At 69.9% G+C, this 25,948-nt stretch carries 19 protein-coding genes; 5 read left to right on the top strand and 14 right to left on the bottom strand.

The features are described 5' to 3' along the window. Positions 1-8 precede the first annotated feature (8 nt). Genes DEW08_RS20685 through DEW08_RS20705 form a run of 5 tightly spaced genes read right to left on the bottom strand, consistent with a single transcriptional unit; the run spans position 9 to position 5,622 of the window. Entirely contained in the window at positions 9-818 is an 810-nt protein-coding gene (locus DEW08_RS20685; protein ID WP_168220453.1) for a class I SAM-dependent methyltransferase, read from the bottom strand. After that, positions 754-2,088: a glycosyltransferase family 4 protein gene (locus DEW08_RS20690; RefSeq protein ID WP_146214742.1), complete on the bottom strand. Its 1,335-nt coding sequence runs from the start codon at positions 2,086-2,088 to the stop codon at positions 754-756. Before DEW08_RS20690 ends, DEW08_RS20685 begins: the two co-directional genes overlap by 65 nt. Positions 2,089-2,114: 26 nt before the next feature. After that, complete coding sequence (locus tag DEW08_RS20695) at positions 2,115-3,320, bottom strand: class I SAM-dependent methyltransferase (protein ID WP_109330814.1); 1,206 nt, start codon at positions 3,318-3,320, stop codon at positions 2,115-2,117. Further along, positions 3,320-4,543, bottom strand: coding sequence for a class I SAM-dependent methyltransferase (locus DEW08_RS20700; RefSeq protein WP_109330816.1), 1,224 nt, complete (start codon positions 4,541-4,543; stop codon positions 3,320-3,322). The genes DEW08_RS20695 and DEW08_RS20700 overlap by 1 nt, the downstream gene beginning before the upstream one ends. A 14-nt stretch (positions 4,544-4,557) precedes the next feature. Next, positions 4,558-5,622: an NAD-dependent epimerase/dehydratase family protein gene (locus tag DEW08_RS20705; protein WP_109330971.1), complete on the bottom strand. Its 1,065-nt coding sequence runs from the start codon at positions 5,620-5,622 to the stop codon at positions 4,558-4,560. Between the two features lie 842 nt (positions 5,623-6,464). On the opposite strand from DEW08_RS20705, the gene DEW08_RS20710 reads away from it, so the two are divergent. The 5 genes from DEW08_RS20710 to DEW08_RS20730 all read left to right on the top strand — a co-directional run bounded on the left by DEW08_RS20710 (position 6,465) and on the right by DEW08_RS20730 (position 13,391). Next, positions 6,465-7,940: an undecaprenyl-phosphate glucose phosphotransferase gene (locus tag DEW08_RS20710; protein WP_109330818.1), complete on the top strand. Its 1,476-nt coding sequence runs from the start codon at positions 6,465-6,467 to the stop codon at positions 7,938-7,940. Between the two features lie 46 nt (positions 7,941-7,986). Next, positions 7,987-8,757, top strand: a complete 771-nt coding sequence (gene rfbF, locus DEW08_RS20715) for a glucose-1-phosphate cytidylyltransferase (protein WP_109330820.1) — start codon at positions 7,987-7,989, stop codon at positions 8,755-8,757. Beyond that, positions 8,754-9,977 carry a class I SAM-dependent methyltransferase gene (locus DEW08_RS20720; protein ID WP_168220454.1) on the top strand — a complete coding sequence of 408 codons (1,224 nt, stop codon included), beginning with the start codon at positions 8,754-8,756 and terminating at the stop codon, positions 9,975-9,977. Before rfbF ends, DEW08_RS20720 begins: the two co-directional genes overlap by 4 nt. Next, the gene (locus DEW08_RS20725) at positions 9,967-12,282 is read left to right on the top strand and encodes a GumC family protein (RefSeq protein ID WP_109330824.1); all 2,316 of its coding nucleotides are present in this window, start codon (positions 9,967-9,969) and stop codon (positions 12,280-12,282) included. Before DEW08_RS20720 ends, DEW08_RS20725 begins: the two co-directional genes overlap by 11 nt. Before the next feature lie 65 nt (positions 12,283-12,347). Continuing rightward, complete coding sequence (locus DEW08_RS20730; protein WP_109330826.1) at positions 12,348-13,391, top strand: jacalin family lectin; 1,044 nt, start codon at positions 12,348-12,350, stop codon at positions 13,389-13,391. A gap of 55 nt (positions 13,392-13,446) precedes the next feature. On the opposite strand, the gene DEW08_RS20735 is transcribed toward DEW08_RS20730, so the two are convergent. From DEW08_RS20735 to DEW08_RS20775, 9 genes are all read right to left on the bottom strand, one after another. Beyond that, a complete protein-coding gene (locus DEW08_RS20735; protein ID WP_245986728.1) occupies positions 13,447-15,687 on the bottom strand; it encodes a xanthine dehydrogenase family protein molybdopterin-binding subunit in 2,241 nt (746 codons plus the stop codon). Between the two features lie 3 nt (positions 15,688-15,690). Beyond that, positions 15,691-16,152 (bottom strand): (2Fe-2S)-binding protein, encoded by a 462-nt coding sequence (locus DEW08_RS20740; protein WP_109330828.1) that lies wholly within the window; start codon positions 16,150-16,152, stop codon positions 15,691-15,693. A gap of 313 nt (positions 16,153-16,465) precedes the next feature. Then, positions 16,466-17,380 (bottom strand): pirin family protein, encoded by a 915-nt coding sequence (locus DEW08_RS20745; RefSeq protein ID WP_342760782.1) that lies wholly within the window; start codon positions 17,378-17,380, stop codon positions 16,466-16,468. Positions 17,381-17,490: 110 nt separating this feature from the next. Continuing rightward, positions 17,491-19,548, bottom strand: coding sequence for a protoglobin domain-containing protein (locus tag DEW08_RS33290; RefSeq protein ID WP_109330830.1), 2,058 nt, complete (start codon positions 19,546-19,548; stop codon positions 17,491-17,493). A gap of 41 nt (positions 19,549-19,589) precedes the next feature. Next, a complete protein-coding gene (locus DEW08_RS20755; protein WP_109330832.1) occupies positions 19,590-20,756 on the bottom strand; it encodes a hypothetical protein in 1,167 nt (388 codons plus the stop codon). After that, positions 20,753-21,298: an ImmA/IrrE family metallo-endopeptidase gene (locus DEW08_RS20760; RefSeq protein WP_109330834.1), complete on the bottom strand. Its 546-nt coding sequence runs from the start codon at positions 21,296-21,298 to the stop codon at positions 20,753-20,755. Before DEW08_RS20760 ends, DEW08_RS20755 begins: the two co-directional genes overlap by 4 nt. 191 nt (positions 21,299-21,489) lie before the next feature. After that, positions 21,490-21,705 carry a cold-shock protein gene (locus DEW08_RS20765; RefSeq protein ID WP_109330836.1) on the bottom strand — a complete coding sequence of 72 codons (216 nt, stop codon included), beginning with the start codon at positions 21,703-21,705 and terminating at the stop codon, positions 21,490-21,492. Continuing rightward, positions 21,642-22,214 carry a cold-shock protein gene (locus DEW08_RS20770; RefSeq protein ID WP_109330838.1) on the bottom strand — a complete coding sequence of 191 codons (573 nt, stop codon included), beginning with the start codon at positions 22,212-22,214 and terminating at the stop codon, positions 21,642-21,644. The genes DEW08_RS20765 and DEW08_RS20770 overlap by 64 nt, the downstream gene beginning before the upstream one ends. Positions 22,215-22,265: 51 nt before the next feature. Beyond that, the gene (locus DEW08_RS20775; RefSeq protein ID WP_109330840.1) at positions 22,266-25,766 is read right to left on the bottom strand and encodes an indolepyruvate ferredoxin oxidoreductase family protein; all 3,501 of its coding nucleotides are present in this window, start codon (positions 25,764-25,766) and stop codon (positions 22,266-22,268) included. Between the last annotated feature and the right edge of the window lie 182 nt (positions 25,767-25,948).

Genomic DNA, 25,948 nt, shown 5'->3' on the forward strand with positions numbered 1-25,948 from the left:
TAAGCCCGTTACTGCACCAAGCCGACCGTCGCCGGCTTGCGCACGGCGGTCAGGCGCTGGACGTTGCTGAACATCCGCTGCGACAGGCCGAACTCGCGGCAGAAGTCGATCCAGCCGATGTTGGCGTCGTCGGCCGCCAGCACGCCGCCCGGCGCGATGCGCGGCCAGACCAGACGGAACTGCCAGCGCATCTGGGCCGGCGTGTGCAGGTCGTCGTGGAAGAACAGGTCGACCGGGCCGACCTGGTCGAGCAGCCGCGGCAGGGCGATCCGCACGTCCTCCAGGATCAGGCGGTGACGCTTGCCAAGGCCGGCCTTGACCTGCTCCGGAATCGCCCAGCCGACGCCACCCCTGGGCCAGGCGAATTCACCGCCGTCATCGTGCCGCTTGCGGTCGGGGTTGACGTCGGCCGGCGGCAGCTCGATGGAATAGTGCATGCCGCTGCCGTTCTCGGCCATCGCCGCCCCGATGAAGGAGGTGGAGATGCCGGCGGCCACCCCCGTCTCGATCACCACCCGCGGCTTCAGCGCCCGGCACAGACCGTAGAGGATCATGCCGTCCTCGATGCTGCAGGCGCCCTGGTGGCCCTCGGCCGCCTTCACCCGGCGGATGGCGTCTTCCAGGATGGGGCGCCAGCCCTGGAAGCCGGAGAAGGCGGCGGCCGGATCGATGTCCAGCTCGGCCAGGAACTCCGCCGGATCCTCGATGCGGTGCCGCTTGAACTGAAAGGCCGCCGGCACCTCGCGCAGGGCGTCATGCCAGTTCGTGCGGTAGTAGGGCGCCTGGGCGATCGTCTTCAGGAATGGCGGAATGGCCATGTTGCTGCTCCACACACAGGTGATAGATGTCGGCCATGCGCCGTGCGCGCTCCGGCCAGGATTCGGTCGCCGCATGGGCGCGCGCCGCGGCCCCCATGCGGCGCAGCAGGTCGTGATCCGCCAGAAGCCGGCGCATCCCCTGCTCCAGCCCGGCGATGGCGGCCGCCGGCGAAGTGACGGGTGCCTTGAGGGCGGCCTGATCCGGGATCATCGCCCCCACCCCCTGGTGGTCGAGGCCGAGGACGGGAAGGCCGGCGGCCATCGCCTCCAGCACCACCGACCCGAAGGCGTCCTGCAGGCTGGTGAAGAGCAGGGCGCTCGACCCGGCGAACAGCGCATCCATCCGCTCCCGCGGGACCATGCCGAGGAAGCGGACGCTGTCCTGCAGCCCGAGCGACGCCGCCAGCGCCTGGCAGCGCTGCCGCTCCGCCCCGTCGCCCGCCACGGTCAGCCGCACCGGCAGGGTCCGCATCCGCGCCATGGCGTGCAGCGCCAGGGGCAGGGCCTTGCGCGTCTCGATCCGGCCCGCCCACAGCAGCTCCAGCCGGTCCGCCGGCGGCGCCCAGCCGGCCTGCAAGGCGTCCGGCGTCACCCCGTTGTCGAGGAAGAGATGGACGACGGGACAGCCGGCCCGCTCCAGCAGGCGTGCCGTCTCGCGGTTGGTCGCCAGGACGGCGGCGCTGCGCCGGGCGGCGGCGCGCAGGGAGGGCTGCAGCGGCAGCAGGGCGAGGCGCGTTGCGCGGAGCGCCTCCTTCGCCACGCCGGGACCGAGATAGCGGCGGAAGCGCAGCGGCGCCGACTGGCCACCGCCGATCGGCCCCCAGACGAAGGGCACGTCGAGCTGCCAGAGGCGCGGCGGCGCGTTGATCGTGCCCCAGCTCACATGGTGTGTGACGTCGAAGCGCACCCGCCCGTGCAGCCGGGCGCTCTCGCGGAAGGCGGCATGCTGCCACAGCAGGTAATGGAGGTGGATGCCCCGCTCCCCGCGGCTGCGGTCCCAGGGGTCCCAGGACGGCCCCAGTTCCACCCAGTGGACCGAAAGGCCCGGCACCGGACGGTCCGCCAGGGCGGCCTCCACCCGGTCGCGATGGGCCGGGTGGGCCACCAGCCAGACGTCGTGATGCTCGGCGAGCGACGTCGCCCAGTTCCAGGTCAGTCCGGGTTCGGACCCGACGCCCGGACAGCAGGCATGTCCGACGATCAGCACCTTCAGCCGGCGCCGGAGCACCGGACGCGGCGCCGGGCCGCCGGGCAGAGAGGATCCGGTCAAGGCGCGGCTTTCCTCGGACATGTCCGTCACAGCGTCAGGATCTGCGGATGGCAATGCAGCGCGGCGAGGTCGCGGGCGACCTCCTCGCGGTACTGCGGGTTGACCACGATCACCACGTCGGGCGAGGCGAGCGCCAGCTCCGCCGGCGAGACGATCGGGTGGCCGGAGGTCGGCAGCCAGTAGCCGTGCCGGTTCGGGTTGATGTCGGTCACCATCGCGACCTCTTCCCGGATGCCGAGCGTGGTCAGGAAGGAGACCGCCTTCGACCCCGAGCCCCACAGCGCCACCGTCTTGCCCGCCCTGTGCAGCGCGGCCAGCCGGTCCTTCCAGCCGTTCCGGACCTCGGCCGCCTTCGCGGCGAAGCTCCGGGCCCGCCGGCGCAGTGCCTCGCGGTCGATGCGTGCGGGGATGCCGGAACCGGAGACCGGCCGGGCGGCGATCATCAGATACTGGCCGCCGTAGCCGGTCCACACCTCCTGCGGCTCGAAGCCGGTGCGGACGAACAGCCCGGCCAGCGCGTCGGCGGTGAAGTAGGAGACATGCTCGTAATACACGTCCCAGAAGGCGGCATCGTCCAGAATGCGGTCAGCGTCCGGGACCATGAAGAAGACCGCGCTGCCGCGGTCCCCGATCACGCTGCGCACATGGCGCAGGAAGCGTCCGACGTCGTAGACATGCTCCAGTGTCATCTTGCAGCAGACGAGCGCGCCGGGATCGACCAGGGTCCCCTCGTGGAAATACTCGGGCACCACCTGCAGCTTGCCGGCGACATGCCCGCCGAAACGGCCCGGCTCGAATCCGGGGTCGTACCCGATGCCTTCCGCGGCCCCCTCCTCCACCAGCAGAGCGAGGAACTCGCCCTTGCCGCAGCCGATCTCCAGCACGCGGGCGCCCTGCAGTCCGAAGCGCGCCATCACGTCCTGTGCCAGCGCGCGGTGGAAGGCGTTGAAGGTGGGGGAGTAGCCCTGCGTCTCCTCATAGCCGGCGGCGTAGACGGTCTTGCCCTCCTCCCACCGCGCATTGACGATGAAGCCGCAGTCGCCGCACAGGCACAGCTCCAGGTCGCCGCTCGGGAAGGCGAGCGCCTCGCGGCGGCTGCGGATCAGCATGCAGCTGTTGGTCGGCACGCCGGCCACGCTGTAGAAGGGCTCCATGCCTGCCGCGCCGCAGCTCGGGCAGCGCCGGCCGGCCGGCCCATCCGCCGCCACGCGATCCTCGACAGTCAGCGTCATCAGACGATCCTCACTTCGGGAATGGGGACGAGGAAGCGGCCGCCGGCATCGCGGTAGGCCTGCTGCTGAGCCAGGATCTCGTCGGCGAAGTTCCAGGACAGCAGCAGCACGCAGTCCGGCCGGTCCTCCGACAGCGTCTCCACCGGCAGGATCGGCAGCCGCTGACCGGTCATGTATCTGCCGTGCTTGTGGTGGTTCCGGTCGACCACATAGTCGATGAGGTCGCGGCCGATCCCGACATAGTTGATCAACGTGGCACCCTTCGCCGCCGCCCCGTAGGCGGCGAGCCGCAGCCCCTGGTCGCGCAGCGCGGCCAGGGTAGCCCGCAGGGTCTCGCGCAGCCGCTCCACCCGGACGCCGAAGTCGAGGTAGTAGCCGATGCGGTCGATGCCGAGCGTCCGCTCCTCCGCCAGCAGCGCGGTGACCGCCTCGCCGGGCTCCTCGCGGTGGCCGACATGGATGCGCAGGGAACCGCCATGGATCGGCAGCCGCCGCACGTCGTTGACCCACAGCCCGTGCCGTCCCATCAGCGCGGTCAGTGCCGTCAGCGAGAAGTAGCAGAGGTGCTGGTGGTAGATGGTGTCGAACTCGCAGTGGTCGACCAGATCGCGGACATAGGGCATCTCGATGGAGGCCACCCCGTCCTCGGCCAGCAGGATCGCGATCGCCTCGACGAAGTCGTTCAGGCCGGCGACATGGGCCAGCACGTTGTTGGCGATGATGACGTCCGCCCGGCCCCGCTCGTCGCGGATGCGGCGGGCCAGCGCGCTGTCGAAGAAGGCGACCTCGGTCGGCACGCCGCGGTCGCGCGCCGCCGCAGCCGGTCCCGCCGCCGGGTCGATGCCCAGCACCGGGATGCCGGCCTCGACGAAGTTGCGCAGCAGGTAGCCGTCGTTGCTCGCCAGTTCCACCACGAAGCTGTCGGGACCGAGCCCGCGGCTGCCCATCAGCTCCAGCGCGTTCTCCCGCGAGTGGCGCAGCAGTTCCGGGGAGAAGGAGGAATAATAGGGATAGTCGCGGCAGAACAGGTCTTCCGGCGGCACCGTGTAGTCGATCTGCACCAGGCCGCAGTGCGGGCAGAACACCACGTTCAGCGGGAAGGCCTGCTCCGGCCTGCCGAGATCGGCCTCGGCGACGAGCCGGTCGGCGACGGGGATGGAGCCGAGATCCAGCACCGGAAGGAGATCGGGCGCGGAGCAGGACCGGCAGCGGTCGATCTTCATGGCTGCCGCCTCCGTCAGATCAGCGGACCGGCGGGGAAGACGGGCGCCACGGGCGGAGCCCAGCGCAGCCGCTCGTCCACCAGCCCTTCGGACATCAGGGTCTTGAGATGGGCGAGGCGCTGGTACTTCGGCCCCTCGAAATCCTCCACGGTCAGCCCGACGTTGGAGAAGCTCTCATAGAGCTCCAGGATGCCGCGCGGAACGCTCCACTGCGGACGGAAGCGCGGCAGCTTCGAGGCGATCTTCGAGCAGTCGACGCGGTAGCTGCGGCGGTCGGCGTCGGACTTGTCCATATAGGCGATGCGGGCGCCGGGAACCGCCTCCTCCACCAGCTCGGCGATCTCGCGGACCAGATAGTTCTCGGTGGTGACGCCGACGTTGAAGACCTCGCAATGCACGGTGTCGCGCGGCGCCTCCAGAGCGGCGACGAAGGCGCGGCTGATGTCCTCGATATGGACCAGCGGGCGCCAGGCCATGCCGTTGCTCTTCAGCAGCACCTGCCCCTTGGCCACGGCATAGGCGGTCAGGTTGTTGACCACCAGATCGAAGCGGATGCGCGGCGACAGGCCGTAGGCGGTGGCCGAACGCAGGAAGACCGGCGAGAAGTCGTCGGTCGCCAGACGCCGCAGATCCTCCTCCGCCCGCAGCTTCGACACGGCGTAGGGAGTGACCGGACGGGGCTGGGACTCCTCGCTCACCCAGTCCTCGCCGGCCGCACCGTAGACGCTGCAGGTCGAGGAGAAGATGAAGCGCGTCACGCCGGCCTGCCGGGCCAGCCGGGCCAGCCGGGTCGTCGCCTCGTGGTTGATCTCCAGCGTCACCTCCGGCATCAGGTCGCCGAGGGGATCGTTGCACAGGCCGGCCAGATGCATCACCGCGTCGAAGCCCGCGAGGTCGGAGGCCTCCAGTTCGCGGATGTCCTTGCGGATGCCGGTCACCAGCGGCGCGTCGGGCGCCCCGTAGGTGCAGTCGTCATAGAGATACATGTCGGCGCCGGCCACCTCATGCCCTGCCCGGCGGAGCAGACGGACGAGGGCGGCACCGATATAGCCATGGTGACCCGAGACGAAAACGCGCATCTGCCTGCCCCTCCAATCCACATCGTTGCCGAATTGTCCGATGGTCTTCACGCGACACCCGCGCCGCCCCGGTTTTCCCTGCCGGAGCACGCACAACCGCAAGAGGACGGGCCTGATGCCGCCCGTACCGTGATGATCATCCAGTCATGACCAGGATAAAGCTGCCGGAAACCGCTCAACCATCATTGAGATGGTTATGTATCGACAGCGCCTCTCCTTAAGAAGACTCGTTCGCAACTCCGAGGTTCGGCAAGCAACCAGACTTTTTGCAGGTCAATAAAGAGTAGCCACACTTCCGGCTATGACATTCCTCATGTGGACGTCGGCCAGCCGGGGCTATACCTTCCGAGAGTTCCTTGTTTTTCATATCCTTGATTAGAGCCAACCGGTACTATTAAGTATCGTAACAATATAAACGCTATTTTATTTGCTAGATTCTATTGTCGTTCCAGTAACGCCGGTTACCGTCTTAAAATGCGGAGTCCGAGGGCGGGATTGCGATTTCGGAGCGGAATGGAGAGCATCCCACCCGAAATTGCGGCCCCCGCCCGCTCCGATGTGATTCCGGAGCCTCTTTCGGGTCGTACTGCGGACGACGCCAAGACCAAAAGGGGCTAGTATCCTTTCTGGGGCATGAAGTGCCATCCCGTTCTTCGGATAATGAAATCGGGATTTGAGGCAGGCTTTTACCGAACGCTGCTTTTTCAAATTCCCCGTCTACTTCCAAGTCCGGCGCAATTCCGCCGCCCGTAATCGTTATCTCTGGAAATAACCAGCGGATCACTTCTTCCGTCGGCTCGGCATGGTCCTGGCCCAGACCCTTCATTGGGGGGATTGCGAGCATGAACTCGACCATAAAGCTCTATGTGCGGGATCTTGCGAAACGCGGATCGACGCGGAGCCTTTCGCCCGATCTCGCCTCGGGAGTCGTCGCCATCTGCGATGCCGCGGTGCTGTTGCTGGTGGCGCTCGTTCCCGTGGCGCTCAATGTCGGGGGACAGCTCGGCCAGGACCGTTCGACGATCTACCTGCCGCCCAGCCTGATGGGTACCGGGCTGATGATCGCCATCCTGCTGAATGTCGGGCTCTACCGGATCGACTGGGTGGTGGACGTCTACCGGCAGCTCCCCCGGCTGGCCACCGCCTGGGCGGCGTCGGTGCTGACGGTGCTGTTCTTCGGGTTCCTGCTGCAGGTGCTCGACCAGTATTCCCGGCTGTGGGCGCTGATCTGGGTGTTCGGCAGCTTCGCCGGCCTGGTCGGCGGACGCGCTGCCGCCTGCCAGCTCGTCCGTCACTGGATCGCGGCGGGTCTGCTGGCGCGCCGCGCCGTGATCGTCGGCGATCCGCAGGAGATGCGGCGGCTGCTCGACCATCTGCGGCCGCGCGACGGGCAGGATTTCCAGATCCTCGGCCTGTTCACGACAGAGCCGGATACCGGCCAGGGACAGCCCCAGGGCAAGCCGGTGCTGGGATATCCGGTGATCGGCACGGCGGAAAGCCTGCCCGACTTCCTGCGTACCGACCGGGTGGACGATGTCTTCGTCGCCCTGCCCTGGACCGATGGCGAACGGATCAATTCGCTGATCTCGCGGCTGCGCATGCTGCCGGTCGACGTCCGGCTGGTGTCGGACGCGCTGGTCTTCTGCAAGCCGAAGCTGACGGCGACCCGCTTCGGCACCGTGACCGTGCTGGAGGTGGCGCGCCGCCCCCTGCGCGACTGGGACGCGCTCGCCAAGCGGGCGATGGACATCGGAATCGCCGGGACGGCCCTGTTCATCCTGGCGCCGCTGATGGCGCTGATCGTGCTGGCGATCAAGCTGGACAGCCCCGGACCGGTGATCTTCCGGCAGAAGCGGTTCGGCTTCAACAACAGCGTCATCGAGGCGCTGAAGTTCCGCACCATGTACCACGACCGCGGCGACCCGTCGGGCGCCGCGCGCACCGTGCGGCAGGATCCGCGGGTGACGCGCGTCGGCCGCTTCCTGCGCGCCTCCAGCCTCGACGAGCTGCCGCAGCTCGTCAACGTGCTGCGCGGCGAGATGTCGGTCATCGGCCCGCGCGCCCATCCCATCGCCATGAAGGCGGGCGACCAGCTCTACCACGAGGCGGTCGCCGAATACGCCGCCCGCCACCGGGTGCGGCCCGGCCTGACCGGCTGGGCGCAGGTCAACGGCCTGAGGGGCGAGATCGACTCCATCGAGAAGGCCAACCGCCGTGTCGAATACGACCTCTACTACATCGAGAACTGGTCCATCTGGTTCGACATCCGAATCCTGATCCGCACCCTGATCACCGTGCTGCGGCACGGCGCTTACTGAGACGCGGGATTCCAGGCCCCAGACTTCAGGCAACAGAGGCAATCCGATGAAAGTCGCAATCCTGGCCGGCGGCAAGGGCACCCGGCTCGCCGAGGAAACGGTCTACCGCCCCAAGCCGCTGGTGGAGGTCGGGGGACGGCCGATCCTGTGGCACGTCATGCGCTATTTCGGCCATTACGGCTTCAAGGAGTTCCTGATCGCGACCGGCTACAAGAAGGAGATGATCGCCCGCTATTTCGCCGACTACCACATGGCGAGCCGGAACCTGTCGGTCGACCTCTCCACCGGCAACATCTCGGCCCATGGCGGCGAGGTGCTGGACTGGCTCGTGCACCTGATCGACACCGGCGACGAGACGATGACCGGCGGCCGCATCAAGCGCCTCGCCCCCTATATCGGGAACGAGACCTTCCTGCTGACCTGGTGCGACGGCGTCGCCGACATCGACCTGGACGAGCTGATCGCCTTCCACCGCGCCCATGGCAGGCTCGCCACCGTCACGGCCGTCCGGCCGCCGTCGCGCTTCGGCAAGCTGCAGATCGACGGGCGCGCGGTGACCGAGTTCACCGAGAAGCCGGCCGACGGCGAGAGCTGGATCAACGGCGCCTTCTTCGTGCTGGAGCCCGGCGTCTTCGACTATATCGACGGCGACGAGACCATGTGGGAGCAGGAGCCGATGCGCCGGCTGGCCGCCGACGGGCAGGTGATGGCCTACCAGCACGGCGCCTTCTGGCAATGCATGGACACGGTGCGCGACCGCGACACGCTGCAGTCCCTGTGGGACGCCGGCAAGGCGCCCTGGAAGGTCTGGGCATGAGCGCCGCCGCTCCCCTCACGCGCTGTCCCGTCTGCCGCGGCACCGATCTGCAGGCGCTGGTCCGGCTGCCGGGCGTCCCGCTGTTCTGCCACATGCTGGTGCGGTCGGCGGAGGAGGCGCTGGCCGTGCCGCGCGGCGACATCGACCTCGCCGGCTGCCGGACCTGCGGCCATGTCTTCAACCGGGCCTTCGATGCGGAGCTGCTTCGCTATGGCGGCGCCTATGAGAACTCGCTGCATTTCTCCCGCCACTACCAGAGCTATGCCGAGGAGACGGCCGACCGGCTGATCGCGCGCTACGGCCTCGCCGGCCGGACGGTGCTGGAGATCGGCTGCGGGCGCGGCGACTTCCTGCGGCTGCTGTGCGGGCGCGGCGGCAACCGCGGCCTCGGCTTCGACCCCAGCCATGTCCCGGCCCCCGGCAACGCGGAGCCGGGCGACCCGACGATCCTCGCCCGCCCCTTCACGGCGGCCGACCTGCGTCCGGCCCATCTGGTGGCCTCGCGCCATGTGCTGGAGCATCTGTCGGACCCGACGGAGCTGCTGGCGCTGATCCGCGAGGCGGCCGCCATGGCGGAGGGCGGCGCGGTCTTCATCGAGGTGCCGAACGGCCTCTACACCCTCGACCAGGGGGGCATCTGGGACCTGATCTACGAGCATGTGTCCTACTTCACGCCGGCCTCGCTGGCTGCCGCGATGAGCGACGCCGGCCTCGCGGTCCGCCAGATGGACAGCGCCTTCGGCGGCCAGTTCCTCTGGGTCGAGGCGGTGCCGGCGGAGGAGGCGCCGATCCCCGCCGCCGGGACGGAGATGGCCGGGCGCTTCGCCGCGTTCCCCCGCCGCTTCGCCGCCACGCTCGGCCACTGGCGCTCCGTCGTCGCAGAGGCGGTGGCGCGCGGCGAACGGCTGGCCCTGTGGGGCGGCGGCTCGAAAGGAGTGACCTTCCTCAACCTGCTCGGCCTCCGCGCGGGCGAGGGGGTGGACTGGGTGGTGGACATCAACCCGCGCAAGGCGGGCGCCTTCGTCCCCGGCACCGGCCAGCCCATCGTCCCGCCGGAGCGGCTGCGCGCGCTGAAGCCGGACCATGTGGTGATCATGAACCCGGAATACCGGCGGGAGATCGCGGCGCAGCTCGCCGCCCTCGGGCTCGACTGCCCGGTGCTGGTGGTGGCCGACCTGGACATGGAACCGGAAACTGCGGTGTTCGACGATGCGGTCTAACCTGATCCTGCGCGACGACGCCGTCCCCGCCCAGCCGAGGGTTGGCCAGACCCGCAAGGGCGGCGCCACGGCCGAGCCGGGGGACATCGACGTGCGCAGCTTCCTGCGCGCGATCCTCCGGCACAAGCTGATGTTCCTCGGCGTGGTGGTGGTCGGCATCGCGCTCTGCCTGTGGTGGATCAACACGGCGACGCGCCGCTACACGGCCGACGCCGTGATCATGATCGAGAGCCGGCCGTCCAGCATCGTCGTGGTGGACGAGGGCCGGCAGGAGCTGGCAACCGAACTGGTTGCGGTGAACACCCAGATCGCGGTCCTGAAGTCGCGCAGCCTCGCCGCCAAGGTGATCGACGAGCTGGAGCTGGAGGACGATCCGGAATTCGCCTCCGGTGACAGCGGCGAGGCGAAGCCCCTGCCCCAGCGGGTCACCGCCAAGCTGGAGGAGCTGATCAGCCGCTTCGATTCCCCGAAGACCGCGGCGCGGTCGCAGGACGCCGCCCAGCTCGCCGGCGCCAGCCAGACCGGCGCGGGCCAGGGCGACGGCAGCAGCGGTGCCGCCGGCGACGGGGGCGAGATCGACCGGCGCAAGCGGCCGGTGGTGATCAACAATTTCCTCGGCCGGCTGGTCGCCAGTTCGGAGGGCCAGTCGCGCCTGATCACCATCAGCTTCGAATCCGGCGACCCGGTGAAGGCGGCCAAGATCGTCAACAAGCTGCTGGAGGTCTACATCCAGAGCCAGCTCGCCGCCAAGACGGAGGGCGTGCGGCTGGCCGCCAAGTGGCTGGAGACCCGGCTTGCCGAGCTGGGCGAAACCGTCCGCCAGCTCGAGACCAAGGTGCTGGAGCAGCGCGCCCAGGTCGGCCTCGTCCAGGACGGCGGCGGCGACGTCGCCACGCTGCGCCTCAACCAGCTCAACGCCGAGGTGGTGAGGATCGAGGCGCTGCGCACGGCGACCGAGGCGCGCTACCGCCGCGTCCGCCAGATCCTGGAGAGCGGCGCCGACACCGCCGCCCTGCCGGAGGTGATCGCCTCGCCCACCGTGCAGACGGAACGCGGCAAGCTGGCGGCGCTGGAGGCGCGGCTGTCCGACCTGTCCACCCAGTTCGGCGACGGCCACCGCAAGATCATTGCGCTCCGCTCCGAGATCGCCGAGACGCGCCAGCACCTGTTCCAGGAGGTGCGCATCGTCCTCACCAGCATCGGCAACGAACTGGGCCGCATCGTCGAGCAGGAGAAGGCGCTCAAGACGCAGCTCGACGAGGCGGCGAAGGACGTGGCGCACCTCAATACGGCGAGCCTCGCCATCAGCCAGCTCAGCACGCAGCTCCAGGCCAACCGCAGCCTCTACGAGACCCTGCTGAAACGCTACACCGAGACGGTGGCGCTGCGCGACAACCAGCAGCCGGACGCCCGCGTCATCTCCGACGCCCAGGTGCCGCTGTCGCCCTCCTTCCCGAAGGAGGCGCGGACGCTGGCGCTCGCCTCCATCGGGTCGGTCGGCTTCGGCCTGTTCCTGGTCTTCATGGCCGAGCGCTTCCGCAACCGGCTGACCACCGCCGAGGACGCCGAGCGGCATCTCGGCACCTATGTCCTGGCGATCCCCGAGGTTCCGCGCCTGCGCCGCATGATGAGCCTGGCGGCCCAGGCGGAGGACATGGAGGTGCCGCCGCTGTCGGAGGCCGGCAGCGTCTTCCAGCGGCTGCGCGCCATCATGGCGCTCGACAACGGGCGGCGCATGCCGCAGGTGATCCTGGTGACCTCGCCCGCGGCGGGCGAAGGCAAGACGACCGTCGCGGTCTGCATGACGGTCGCCAGCGTCTCCTCCGGCCAGCGCACGCTGCTGATCGACTGCGACTTCCGCCAGCCGCAGATCCACCGCATCGCCGGCATCCGCAACGACCTGGGGCTGAGCGAGCTGCTGGCCGGCATGGCGGCGCTGGAGGAGGTGGTGGTCCCGCTGTCGCCGACCCTGTCGGTCCTGCCGAACGGCACCATGCAGAGGGGAAGCCTGGACATGCTGAACTCCGAGCGGATGCGGCAGCTCCTGGGGGCGCTCGGCAAGCAGTACGACCAGATCATCCTCGACTCCGGCTCCGTCCTGCAATGGTCGGAGCCGCTGCTGCTGGGCGGCCTCGCCGAGCGGACGATCCTGGTCACCCGGCGCAATTGGACCAGGCAGGAGGATGCGGCGCTGGCGGCTTCCCAGCTCATGCTCTACGGCGCCGAGCTCGGCCCCGTGGTGTTCAACCGCGCCACCGCGAAGATGACGCAGGGCCAGCGCATCGGCCGCCGCGCCCACGCCTGATCCCGGCGCGAAGACCGGGAAAAGTCGGAAAAAAAGGAATGAGGGGTCCATCCATGGTTCCAGGGGTGAGCAAGCGACGGGCCGCCAGCCTGCCGGGCGGCATGCTGGTGCTCGGCCTGCTGGCAGGCGGCCTGCTGCTGCCGGCCGGCTTCGCCGCGGCGCAGGACGTTCGGCCCGGCCCGGCGAGCGGCGCCGACGGCCGGTTCTCGCTGCAATGCGACTTCGGGCAGACCCTGGTCGGCATCCGCGGGCAGGCCGGCGAGTTCATCGACCGGATCGGCGGCCTGTGCGCCGGCCGCACCGGCACGGTCGCCGAAACGGGAGCCCGCGGCGGCACCGGCGGCGGCGGCTTCGAGATCCGCTGCGCCACCGGGGCGGCGGTCACCGGGCTGGTCGGCACGCGCGGCACCTACGTCGACTCGCTGTCGCTGGAATGCCGGCCGATGCGCAATGCCCAGCCGGCCGGCGAGGCGGCCTTCACCGCGTCGGTCGGCGGACGGGGCGGCCAGCCCTTCGGCCCCCTGCGCTGCCCGGCCGGGCAGGTGGCGATCGGGCTGAAGGGCCGCGCCGGCACCTTCGTCGACGAACTGGAGCCCGACTGCGCGCCGGCGAGGCCGGCGGGCGCCGCCGCGGCGGTCTGGGTGTCGCCGGCGGCCGGCGGGAAGCAGGGCAACGACATCAAGCTGGCCTGCGGCGCCGACGAGGTGCTGGTCGGCACCGCCACCCGCAACGGCAACTGGCTCGACGCCATCGCCGCGCTGTGCGTGCGCGTGACCGACGACGGCAACTGGGCCGGCGAGCCGCGCTCCACCGACCATGCCGGCGGGGCGGGCGGCGTCGCGCTGACCCGGAGCTGCCCGCGCGGCCAAGCCGTCGCCGGCATTTCCGGCCGGTCGAGCAACGTGGTGAACCAGCTCGTCTCCGAGTGCCGGCCGCTGGTGTCGGCCAAGGCGGTGCAGGGTCCGTCCCAGAAGCTGGAATCGGTCGGCGGCACCGGCGGCGATCCCTTCGGCCCCTATCCCTGCCCCGGCAACCTGCCGGCCACCGGCCTGAAGGTCGGGGCCGGCATCTATGTCGACCGCGTCCAGGTGGTGTGCGGGCGGGAGTAGGCGAAAGGGGGAACGGGGAGCCGCCGCGCCCCCGCTCCCCCGGCAGCCCCGGCGCCTACACCGCGCCCGCCTTCGAGAAGGGCAGGTCGTGGAGCGGCCGGCCGGTGATGGCGAAGACGGCGTTGGCGACGGCCGGGGCGGCGGTCGGCACGCCGGGCTCGCCGGCCCCCGTCGGACGTTCCATCGAGGGAACGATGTGCACCTCGACCCGCGGCATGTCGGACATCCGCATCGGATGGTAGCCGTCGAAGTTCGCCTGATCGACCAGACCGCCGGTCAGCGTGATCTCGCCGCGCAGCGCGTGGCCGATGCCCCAGCCGGTACCGCCTTCCATCTGCGCCCTGACGACGTCGGGGTTGACGACCTGTCCGCAGTCGACGGCACAGACGATGCGGTCGATGGTCATGCGCCCCTTGTCGGTCATCGACACCTCGGCGACATGGGCGACGTAGGTGCCGAAGCTCTGGTGGACCGCGACGCCGCGGGCCTTGCCGGCCGGCAGCGGCTTGCCCCAGCCGGCCTTCTCCGCCGCCAGCCTCAGCACGCCGGCCAGCCGCGGATGGTCCTTCAGGAGGGCGAGGCGGAACTCCACCGGATCCTTGCCGGCGGCGCGCGCCAGCTCGTCCATCATCACCTCCTTGGCATAGGCGGTGTGCGTATGGCCGACGGAGCGCCACCACAGCGTGGTGACCGGCGAGGGCGGCGAGTGCAGGTCGACCGCGAGGTTCGGCACGGCATAGGGCAGGTCCGACACGCCCTCCACCGACGTCTCGTCGACGCCGTTCTTCACCATGGCCGATTCGAACGGCGTGCCGGCCAGGAAGCTCTGCCCGACGAGGCGGTGCTGCCAGGCGACGAGGTTGCCCGAGGCATCGAGCCCGGCGCGCACGCGGTGGAGGAACAGCGGGCGGTAGCGGCCGCCGCGGATGTCGTCCTCGCGCGTCCACATCAGGTGCACCGGCGCCTTGCCGTAGGCCTTGGCAATGGCCGCGGCCTCCAGCATGTAGTCGGCGTTCGGCGTGGCGCGCCGGCCGAAGCTGCCGCCCGCCCAGACCGTGTTGATGGTCACCTGGTCCGGCCGGCAGCCGAGCACGCCGGCCACCACCATCTGCTCGACCCCCTGGAACTGGGAGCCGGCCCAGATGGTGCAGCCGCCCTCCGGCTTCAGCTCCACCACCGCGTTCAGCGGCTCCATCGGGGCGTGGGCGAGATAGGGGAAGGTGAACTCCGCCTCCACCACCCGGACCGCCCCCGCCAGCGCCCTGGCGGCGTCGCCGCGGTCGGTGGCGACCGCCCCCGGCCGGTCGGCCAGCTTGCGGTAATCGGCCAGCATCTCGGCGGTGCCGCGGGTCTCGGCCTTGCCATCGTCCCAGACGATCTTCAGCGCCTCGCGGCCCTTCATGGCGGCCCAGCTGTTGCGCGCCACCACCGCGACGCCCATCGGCAGGGTCAGCACCTCCAGCACGCCCGGCACCGCCCGCGCGCCGCCGTCGTCCACGCCCTTCACCGTGCCGCCGAAGCGCGGCGACCGGGCGAGCACGGCGGTCACCTGACCCGGCCGGCGGACGTCCATGGCGAAGACGGCGCTGCCGTCGGTCTTGGACTCGTTGTCCAGCCGGTGCAGCGCCGGGTTGCCGATCAGCGTGTAGTCCCCGGCGTCCTTCAGCGCGACCGACTGCGGCACCGGCAGCGTCGCCGCGTCGGCGGCAAGCTCGCCGAAGCCGGCGGAACGGCCGGAGGCGGCATGGCGCACCACACCCTTGGCGACGCCGATCTCCCGGACCGGGACGCCCCAGCGGGCGGCCGCGGCGGCGACCAGCATGGCGCGGGCGGCGGCCCCGGCCATGCGCAGCTCGTCCCAGCTGTTGGCGACGGCGGTCGAGCCGCCGGTGCCCTGCAGCCCGAAGAAGTGGTTGGCGTAGAGCTTGCTGTCGGCCGGCGCGAAGGCGCTGCGCATCTGCGACCAGTCGGCGTCCAGCTCCTCCGCCACGATGGTGGCGAGGCCGGTGGCGATGCCCTGGCCCATGTCGAGATGCTTGATCAGCACCGTCACCGTGTTGTCCGGGGCGATGACGACGAACAGGTTGGGGCGCGGGTCGGCCGGACCCATCGCCTTCGGCGCGGCGGTTTCGGCGGCGAGGGCGGGAAGCTGCGCGCCCAGCACCAGCGCGCCGCCGGCGCCCGCCGCCACCTTGAGGAAGCCGCGGCGGGAGGGGGCGGCCTGCCGCAGCAGGGCGGCAAGGCCGGACGCCGCCGGGTCGCTGCCGGACATCCGGCGGAAGAGAGGATGCGGCATGGCTCAGGCCCTCATCGTCTGGGCGGCGTCCTTGATCGCCGCGCGGATGCGCTGATAGGTGGCGCAGCGGCAGACGTTGCCGTCCATCGCGGCGTCGATGTCCGCATCGCTGGGGTTCCGGTTGCCGGCGACGAGCGCGATGGCGCTCATGATCTGGCCGGACTGGCAATAGCCGCACTGGACCACGTCCAGCTTGCGCCAGGCGGCCTGCACGGCCTCCGCCGCCTTGCCCGAGATGCCCTCGATCGTCGTCACCCTGCTGCCGGCGGCCAGCGTGCCGACCGGGGTCTGGCAGGCGCGGACCGGCGCGCCGTCAACATGCACGGTGCAGGCGCCGCACTGGCCGACGCCGCAGCCGAACTTGGTCCCGGTCATCCCCAGCTCGTCGCGGACGACCCAGAGCAGGGGCATGTCTTCGGGCACGTCGACGGCCCGCTCCTGCCCGTTGATGGTCAAGCGGATCATGTGTCTCTCCCATTCCCGTGGCGCGTAGGCGGGGAACTGTCGTTTATTTTTAAGGAAGGGGGGCCAGGGCCGCGTTGCGCGCCGTGTTGTACCGAACCAAGGATTGCAGATACCCCCACCCGCCTGTCAAGCGGCACCCGACTACTCCGCTCAGGTATGACCCGGCCTATCCGGATGGGCAGGGGCCGGAGCCCGTGTGTCGGGTGGTGTGCGGGCCGTTGTGGGGGCCGTTGTGCGGATTGTGCAGGCGTTCTCTCCCGCACAATACGGTGGAGGCGAAAACAACGCTGTCATATCAACGGTTTGCCTAAGGTCATTTGCGCACCTCCGTTGTGCGGCGGCTGCCCGGCCGTGACGGTCCCGACGCCAGGGAACGCCGCTCCCGCCGGATCGCGGCCTGTGCCGCACCGGGAGACGCGAGGGCGCCTGTGGACCAAGGCGCCTGTCCGCTGGTGATGGGGTGGTTGATGAACCGAGGATAGCGGGTGGAGGGGAATGAAGCAAGAACGTCGCCGTCGGCGCGCTTGCGGTCAGGCGAGGTCGAAGACCAGCACCTCCGCCCCCTCCCCCGCTCGAACCGGATGGCGTCCTCGTCGCTGAAGGCCGCGCCGTCGCCGGCGGCCAGCGCCGTTCCGTTGACGGCGAGCCGGCCGCGCGCGACCTGCACCCAGGCATGGCGGCCGGGACGCAGCGTCAGCGTGGCGCTTTCGTCGCCGTCCAGCAGGGCGGCGTAGAGGTCGGCATCCTGGTGGATGGTCACGCTGCCCGCGCGCCCGTCCGGCGAGGCGACCAGCCGCAGCCGGCCGCGCTTGTCGGCATCCCCGAAGCTCTTCTGTTCGTAGCCGGCGGGCAGGCCGCGGCGCTCCGGCAGGATCCAGATCTGCAGGAAATGCACCGGCTCCTCCCGGGAGGCGTTGTATTCGCTGTGGCGGATGCCGGTGCCGGCGCTCATCCGCTGCACGTCGCCGGGCCGGATGACCGACCCGTTGCCCAGCGAATCCCGATGCTCCAGCGCGCCGTCCAGCACATAGGACACGATCTCCATGTCGGCATGGGCATGGGTCGGGAAGCCGCCGCCGGGGGCGACGCGATCCTCGTTGATGACCCGCAGGGTACGGAACCCCATGTGGCGCGGGTCGTGGTAGTGGCCGAAGGAAAAGCTGTGCCGGCTGTCCAGCCAGCCCATGTCGGCCACCCCGCGGTCGCCGGCCCGTCGGATCGTCATCATCGTCCTGGTGCTCCCTCTGCCGCCAGCCTCCGGCCGGAGGCATCATATGGCGGCCGGGGCCGGCGGAAACAACGGGAGCTGGGCAAACGGGAGCTGGACAGGGCCGCCGGTCAGGCGGCCCGCGAGCGCTTCAGCTCCGCCCCCAGACGGTCGAGGCCGGCGACCACCTGACGGGAGAGCTCCTGCAGTTCGCCCATCCGCTGCTGCGCCTCGTCGTGCCGGCCTTCGGCCAGCAGCGCCAGCGTGTCGCGGCCCTTGGCGTGGACCTGCCGGTGGATGGGGAACAGCTCGCGGAAGGAGGCCAGCGCCACCATCGTCTCGTCGGTCACGCTGTCGTACCAGCGGCCGAGGCGGCAGGTATGGTGGGTGCTGAGGTCGGCCGGCAGCAGCGAGATCTTTCCGGCCACCGCATCGGCCACCTTGGCGACGAAGGCGCGGTGGTCGTTCTTGGTCATCTCGATCAGCTTTTCGACGCTGGTGGAGCAGAGCTGTTCGACCGTCGCGGTCGGAAGCCCGTCGCCGATGAAGTTCAGATGGTGGAAGCCCTCCTTGCAGGCGACCGCCTGCACCTCCAGCCGCACCCCCGCCGCCGGGATGGCGAGCGTCATGCGGGCACCCTGCGTGCAGGGCGCCGAGGAGGCGGCCATCGCGCCATATTCCGACAGGTCGTAGAGCAGGACCTGCTCCACCTTGCCGTCACGGTGGAGCTGCGCCTCGACCATGGCGGCGCGGCGGTTCTCCTTGCGGCGGTCGGCCAGCTTGGACGAGGTGCGGACCGCCTTCACCAGCAGCTTGCGCATGCCGCTCATGGATTCGTCCATGCGGTCGGCGCTCTCGTTCACCGTGTGGGCGACCTGATCGGCGCGGCGGACGCTGTCCTCCACCCGCTCCATGATGCGGTGGACGTCCTTGGCGCGCTCGGCGGTGATGCCGATGTTGCGGGCGATCTCGCTGGTGGCGGCGGTCTGTTCCTCCACCGCGGCGGAGATGTCCGCCGCCCCGGCCTCCATGCGCGAGATGGCCTGCGATACCGCGTCGATCATCTTCAGCGTCTCGCGCGTCACCTCCTGGATGGCGCCGACGCGGCCGGTGATGTCCTCGGCGGAGCGGGCCGACTGGTTGGCGAGGTTCTTGACCTCGCCCGCCACGACGGCGAAGCCCTTGCCGGCCTCGCCGGCGCGGGCGGCCTCGATGGTGGCGTTCAGCGCCAGCAGGTTGGTCTGGGCGGCGATGGAGCCGATGATCTCCACCACCCGGCCGATCTCCGCCGCCGCGCTGTCGAGCCGGTCGAGCACGGCGCGCGCCCCGCTCATCTGTCCCACCGCGTCGTGGGCGATGCGGGCGGTCTGGCTCACGCGGTCGGCGATCTCGGCGATGGAGGCGTGCAGTTCCTCGGCCGCCGCCGCGACCGTCTCGGCCGAGGACAGCGCCTCGCCGGCGGCGCCGGAGGCCGAGGCGGTGCTTTCGCCGACGGTGGCGGTCACGCCGGACATGGTCTGGGCGCTGCTGACCAGATCGTCGGTCAGGACGGTGACGCTCTCGACCGTCTCGATGACCTGCGTGTCGATCCGCTCGATCATGCCGTCGACCGCGGCGACCGTCTCGTGCGTCAGCGAATCCCAATAGGCCGACATGGCGAGGTCCATGTCGAGCAGGACGGCGCGGCTGACCGCGCGCAGCGTGTCGCCGAGTTCCCGGCGCCGGACGGCGGTGTTCAGCAGGCCGGGCTGCGCCGCGGCGACCGCCGCCAGCAGCTCGCCCAGGATGAAGGCGTAGCCCGACATGTACCATTGCGGCGTCAGGTCGATGCGGTGGTGCGCCAGCCCGATCCGCCGGGCGGAGTCGAGGTAGCGTTCGTCGAACCGGCCGTCGAACAGCATCGACCAGTGGCGCGCCTGCGCATCCTTGGCCCGCTGCCGGGTCTCGGCATTGGGGAACCTGGCGGCCAGCTCCGGAACCGCCATCGTCCGCTCGTAGAACTGCCCGAGCAGACCGGGCAAGACCTCCATAAGGACAGGCTTCACCCGACGCAAGACGTCGCCCGAGGACTCGTCAATTCCTATGTATGCGAACTGTTTGCCGGAGGCTGCCCGATGATTGCCGGTATCCATGTCATCCGCCCGTTTCCTGACGACCGCCCCCTTATGTCGCCGGAAAATGCTAATCATTCGTTATAGGCGGAACGGCGGAGCAGCGGAACGGGCGGGCACTATGTCGCGGGCGGCGGCTCCGTCAACGGCAGCGATACGATAAGCTGATCCAGAAGCAGCTCGTCCTGGACAGGAGGGGCAGACTCGCCGTCGGGAGGCTCCGCTTCGCCAAGCGCCTTCATGGCGATCGCATCGGACTCCCTGGCCGCCCGCCATTCGTCGGCGAGGTGCCGGACATGGGCTTCATAATTGTCCGGCGGCATGACAAGCAGAGGCTCGAAATCAGTCAGGATGAAGGGGCGGATCATGTTGGATTTGTGCCGGGCGAAGAACTCTTCGCAAAATTCCTTCACGTGGTCTTTGGGAAGCCCTTTCTCCGAGCGTCCCTCAAGACTGTCCTCCAGCCGGGTCAGCTCATCATCCATCTGCGTGTCGATCCAGAAGATTGGGTAGGGCTTTCCTCCCAGCACACCCTTCAGCGTCTCACGGCCATCATATCGGAAGACGATGTCGTTCATATCCCGTTGCATTTGCGGCAGGGAGAGAATGAACGCCGTCTCCAGCGAAAGGGTGAATTTCCTGGGAGTGGCCTTGGACGCGACGCGGAAACCCGTATCGATCGATGGCCCGATGTAATCGATGCTCAGCCCTCTACGCCCCTCATCCCCGGAGTGCCAGCGGTCGAGCAGGTCGTAATGGACCAGTTCCGGAATCTCGTCCTCGCTCTCGACGGTCTGGATATCGGAGGGTGGCTGGAAGATGACTTCGGAGTTCACAACGGGAAAACCGGCCACCCAGGCTGCCATCTTTACGTCCAGCGAGGAGCCCTTGTCCCGCAACTGCCGTCTATATTCCTTTCCGGAGCGCAGCCAGCAGATCACCGTAGCGGCGCACTCTTTGGCGGTGGTGATCTCCATCACGTAGATCAGCTCGTCGCCGTTGCTCTTCCATAACTGCGGCGTCTCGCCGGTCGGCTGCATCGGTTCGGACGCGACGGCGGAGCAGTAATGCTGCCAGTGTCTGGCGAATTTCGCCTGGAACTCCGTATAGAACTTGGTGATCTCGACGAACCAGCGCGACCCGGCATCGGTCATCCGGTCGCCATCGTTCGGCGCCTGGATGGGAAAGGACCCGCTCTGCTTCAAGGCGGTCGACCCGACAAGGTCGATGCTCATGAACAGACGCATCCGCGGGTGCAGGAACTTCGGGATCCCCTCCAGCTTCATCCGGTACTCTCTCGCAGCCCCAACGCCTCAGCCCGTATCCGGGCCGCTTTGGTCGAGACGCCGAATCTCTCGGCGACGGCGAAGACGTCTTGCCCCAGTTCCTCGTATGCCTCACGGAACTCCTGCTCCGGCATCAGGAAGGCCGCCGCGAACCAGTTCGCCTCCCATTCCGTTCGATCCGAACCATATCGGGCTGCCGCCATGGCCTGGATCGGCGACCCGTTCTGGCGCGCCAGGAGATAGTGCAGCACATAGTGGCCGATCTCATGCGCTATGGTGAACCGGTCCCGTTTCGGGCTGGTGTTCTTCGCGATGACGATGTCGAAGTCGCCGGGCTGGCGGACCAGGAGAGAACCGGAATCGGTCTCGTCGATCCCGGAGAAATCCTTGTAGGCCAGCCTGCCCCCAAGCTTCTTGAGAACCACGAACAGATCCCCGCCGGGTTCGAAGGACAGCTGCCCCGCAACGTTCTCGGCAAGGCGATGAACGGCCTGTTTGGTCAGGCCGCTCTCCTTCGGCGGAGAGAAGTCGTGGTCTGCCATGGATGCCCTCCCTGGTCGAGCGCAATCTAGCTCACACACGCGCCGCGTCACCTGCGGCAGAGTGAATCACATCACCGGCGGCCGTAAAGGGTGTCGTCGAAAACCGGCCACTCCCATGCAGCCAGCCGGCCGCCGGCAACCGCGCCCCCTCCGGGAGGCGGGCACGGTCGGCGTCAGCCGAAGCGAAGTCCTCAGACCAGCTCGACCCGCTGGGCCACCGGCCCCTGGTCGCTGTCGAAGGCGACGTAGCGGACGTCCTCGCCGTCGGCGACGATCTCCAGGCCCGACTTGCGCAGGATGGTGCGGTCGAAGAACACAAGGTCGCCGTCGTCCCACGGCTCGATCAGGCCGGACTGGCTGTCCAGATTGTACCAGCGCACCGTGCCGTAGGCCGGCTCGCTCGACACCGGCGCGGCGGACGCCGGCTGGCGGGCCGGGCGGCGTTCGCGGCGCTGGCCCTCGGCCGGAGCCGGGGCGGCAGCGGAACCGGCGGCGGCCGGCGGAGCGACCGCGGGCTGGTCGCCGGCACCGGGATCGGCGGCGCGCTGGCGGCCGCGCGGCTTGGCCGGCTTCGGCGGGCCGGGGTCTCGGGCGGGGTGACGGAATGAATGGCGGCGACCTGCCGGCCCTTGGGGTTCTCCGCGACGTCGCAGACGAGCGTCGCCCCTTCCGGCAGGGCGGTCAGGCCAAGCGGCACCAGGACCGAGGAATGCACGAAGGCGTCCGGGCTGCCGTCCGGGAACCGGACGAAGCCGAACCCCTTGTCCGTCTTGTACCACTTGACCGTTGCTTCGACGTTCTTGGCCTCTTCGCTCACAACTCGCTCTCTCTGCACCAGCCCATTCGCGCGGAAGATGGGCGCAATGCCGTCCGGACGCAATGGGGGAATGACCGACAGACCGCGTTCCGGCGCCATTTTTCGCGCCGGAACGCGGTCCGGAGGGGCGGGGACGGAGGGCCGGACGGGTCAGGCGCTGCGCCGCCGGCCCTCGCCACCCTGCTCTCCCCCCTGCCCGCGCAGGCCGCCGAGCAGCTCGTCCCAGCGCCGCTCCGCCTCGCGCACCGCCCGCTCCTTGACCGGGCCGAAGCCGCGGATCTCCAGCGGCAGGGCGGCGAGCTCGACGGCGGCGGCATGGGTCTGCGCGGTCAGGTGCCGCAGGATCTCCTCCACCGTCTCCTCGTAGCGGGCGATCAGGCGGCGCTCCGTCCGCCGCTCCGCCGTGTAGCCGAACAGGTCGAAGGGCGTGCCGCGCAGCCGCTTCAGCCCGGCGAGCAGCCGCAGCACCGGCAGGATGCGCGGCCCCAACGCGATCTTGTGCGGCTCGCCGAAGCCGTTCAGCCGGCGCGCCAGCATCGGCGGGGCGAGGTGGAAGACCAGCGTCCAGTCGCCGTCGAACTGCTCCTCCAGCTTGCGGCGGAAGCGCGGGTCGGCATGAAGCCGCGCCACCTCGTACTCGTCCTTGTAGGCCAGCAGCTTGTGATAGCCGCGGGCGACCGCCTCGGCCAGCGCGGTGGAGCCGGGGAGCACCGCCGCCTCGGCCGCGCGCACCCGCTCGACCAGGGCGCGGTAGCGGTCGGCATAGGCGGCGTCCTGATAGTCGACCAGGAAGGCGGCGCGGCGTCCGACGATGTCGGCCAGCGTCGAGGCGGGCTTCTCCTCCTCCTGGCCGAGGCCGGCCAGGATCTCCGGCCGGTGGGCGGCGAGCCGGCCGAAGGTGAAGGCCCGCTGGTTCGCCTCGACCCCCACCCCGTTCAGCGCGATGGCGCGGGCCAGCGCGTCCAGCCCGACCGGCAGCAGCCCCTTCTGGAAGGCGAAGCCCATCAGGAAGACGTTGGCGAGGATGCTGTCGCCGAACAGGGCGGTGACGACGCGGTTGGCGTCCACCACCTCCACCCGGTCGGGTCCGGCGGCGCGCTCCAGCGTGCGTAGCAGGCCGCCGGCGTCGGGGCGCTGGGCCGGATGGCGGGTGAAGGCGCCGGTCGGCGCGACATGGGCGTTGGCGACCACCCGCGTCCGGCCGGCCCGCACCGTGCGCAGCGCGTCGGGCGAGGCCGCGACCACCATGTCGCAGGCCAGCACGACCTGCGCCTGGCCGGGATCGATGCGCGTCTGGTTCAGCCGCTCCGGGCCCTGCGCCACCCGCAGGTAGCTGTAGACCGCCCCGCCCTTCTGCGCGAAGCCCATGAAGTCGAGGACGGAGGAGGCCTTACCCTCGAGATGCGCGGCCATCGCCAGCACCGCACCGATGGTGACGACGCCGGTGCCGCCGACGCCGACGATCAGGATCTCCGCCGGGTCGTCGCCGACCGGGCGCAGGGGGTGCGGCAGCTCCTCCAGCGCGTCGCGGAAGCGGGCGGCGACGGCGGCGCTGTCGGGCTTGCGCAGGCTGCCGCCCATGACCGAGACGAAGCTGGGGCAGAAGCCCTCGACGCAGGTGTAGTCCTTGTTGCAGGAGGACTGGTCGATCTGGCGCTTGGTGCCGAACTCCGTCTCCTTGGGCAGGATCGACAGGCAGTTGGACTTCCTGCCGCAGTCGCCGCAGCCTTCGCAGACCAGCTCGTTGATGACGGTGCGGCGCGCCGGGTCGGGGAACTTGCCGCGCTTGCGGCGCCGCCGCTTCTCGGCGGCGCAGGTCTGCTCGTAGACCAGGGCGGTCACGCCGGGGATCTCGCGCAGTTCGCGCTGCAGCGCATCCAGCTCGTCGCGGTGGTGGACGGTGGTGTAGGGGGCGAGGCCGGAGCGGGTGTCATAGGTCTCCGGCGCGTCGCTGACCACGGCGACCCGCCCCACCCCCTCGGCGCGGAGCTGGTGGGTGATGGCGGCGACGGAGATCGGACCGTCGACCGGCTGGCCGCCCGTCATCGCGACCGCGTCGTTGAACAGGATCTTGTAGGTGATGTTGGCCTTGGCGGCGACCGCCTGGCGGATCGCCAGCAGGCCGGAGTGGAAGTAGGTCCCCTCCCCCAGGTTCTGGAACATGTGCGGGCGCCTGGAGAAGGGCGCCTGCCCGACCCAGGTGACGCCCTCGCCGCCCATCTGGGCGAGGCCGCCGGTGTCGCGGTCCATCCAGGAGGCCATGAAGTGGCAGCCGATGCCGGCGCCGGCCTTGCTGCCCTCCGGCACGCGGGTGGAGCTGTTGTGCGGGCAGCCGGAGCAGAAATAGGGCGTGCGCGGGGTGGCGGGCATCGGCGCCCTGGGGGCCGGCAGCAGCTCGGCCAGCAGCGCCTCGAAGTTGCGGTCGGGGAAGCGGGCCTGCAGGCGGGCGGCCAGCGCCTTCGCCACCATCCAGGGCCGCAGCTCGCCCGCCGCCGGCAGGAGCTCCGCCCCCGTCTCGTCGGTCTTGCCGATGACGGCGCGCGGCCTCTCGCCGTCCGGCAGGTGGAACAGCAGGTCCTTGAGCTGCCCTTCGACCACCGGCGCCTTCTCCTCGACGACGAGGATCTGTTCGGCGCCGCGGGCGAAGGCGAGGATGCGCTCCGGCTCCAGCGGCCAGGACAGCCCGACCTTGTAGACGGAGAGGCCGAGCTGCCGCGCCTCGCGCTCGCCGATGCCGAGCTGGCGCAGCGCCTCCATCAGGTCGAGATGCGCCTTGCCGGTGGTGACGATGCGCAGCCAGCCGCCCTGCCCGCCCCCCTGGCCCATCACCCGCCGGTCGAGCGGGTTGGCGCGGGCGAAGGCCTTCGCCGCGGCGACCTTGGCGAACAGCCGCTCCTCGATCAGCGAGCTGGGAAAGTCCGGCCAGCGGTAATGCAGCCCGCCCGGCGGCGGGGTGAAGTCCACCGGCATCCAGCCCTTGTCGAGCGGCGGCAGCGTCACGGTGCCGGAGCTCTCGACACTCTCCGAGATCGCCTTGAAGCCGACCCAGGCGCCGGAGAAGCGCGACAGCGCCCAGCCGTAAAGCCCGAACTCCAGGTATTCGCGGATGCCGGCCGGGTTCAGGACCGGCATCGACCATGCCATCATCGAGATGTCGCTCTGATGCGGCATGCCGGAGGAGACGCAGCCATGGTCGTCGCCGGCCACCACCAGGACGCCGCCGCGGGGCGAACTGCCATAGGCGTTGGCGTGCTTCAGCGCGTCGCCGGCACGGTCGAGCCCCGGCCCCTTGCCGTACCACAGGCCGAAGACGCCGTCGAAGCGTCCCTCGCCGGAGGATTCCACCTGCTGGCTGCCCAGCACGGCGGTCGCCGCCAGCTCCTCGTTCACCGCCGGCAGGAAGGTGATGTCGTGGGCGGCCAGATGGTCGCGCGCCTGCCACAGCGCCTGATCCACCCCGCCGAGCGGCGACCCGCGATAGCCCGAGACGAAGCCGGCGGTGTTCAGCCCGGCCCGGCGGTCGCGCTCGCGCTGCAGCAGGAGCAGGCGGACGAGCGTCTGCGTGCCCGACAGGTAGACCTGCCCCTCGTCTCGGGTGTAGCGGTCGTCGAGCCGGTAGTCCCGGTCGATCCGGGCCACTGCGCCGTCCATCTCTCGTCTCCCGGTGTCTTATTTGTTTGAACACTCGAAGGCCAGTGTGCGCCGCAGATCGGAAAATGGTTTTGCTTGTTCAGCGAACAAATGAGGGAGTCGGAGAAGGATTTTTCCGGACGGGGCGGTTTCGGGAACGGAGCCACCTAGACCGGAGCGGAAATGGGGGTATTCCTTGCTTT

Source organism: Azospirillum thermophilum (assembly GCF_003130795.1).
GTDB classification, from domain to species: domain Bacteria; phylum Pseudomonadota; class Alphaproteobacteria; order Azospirillales; family Azospirillaceae; genus Azospirillum; species Azospirillum thermophilum.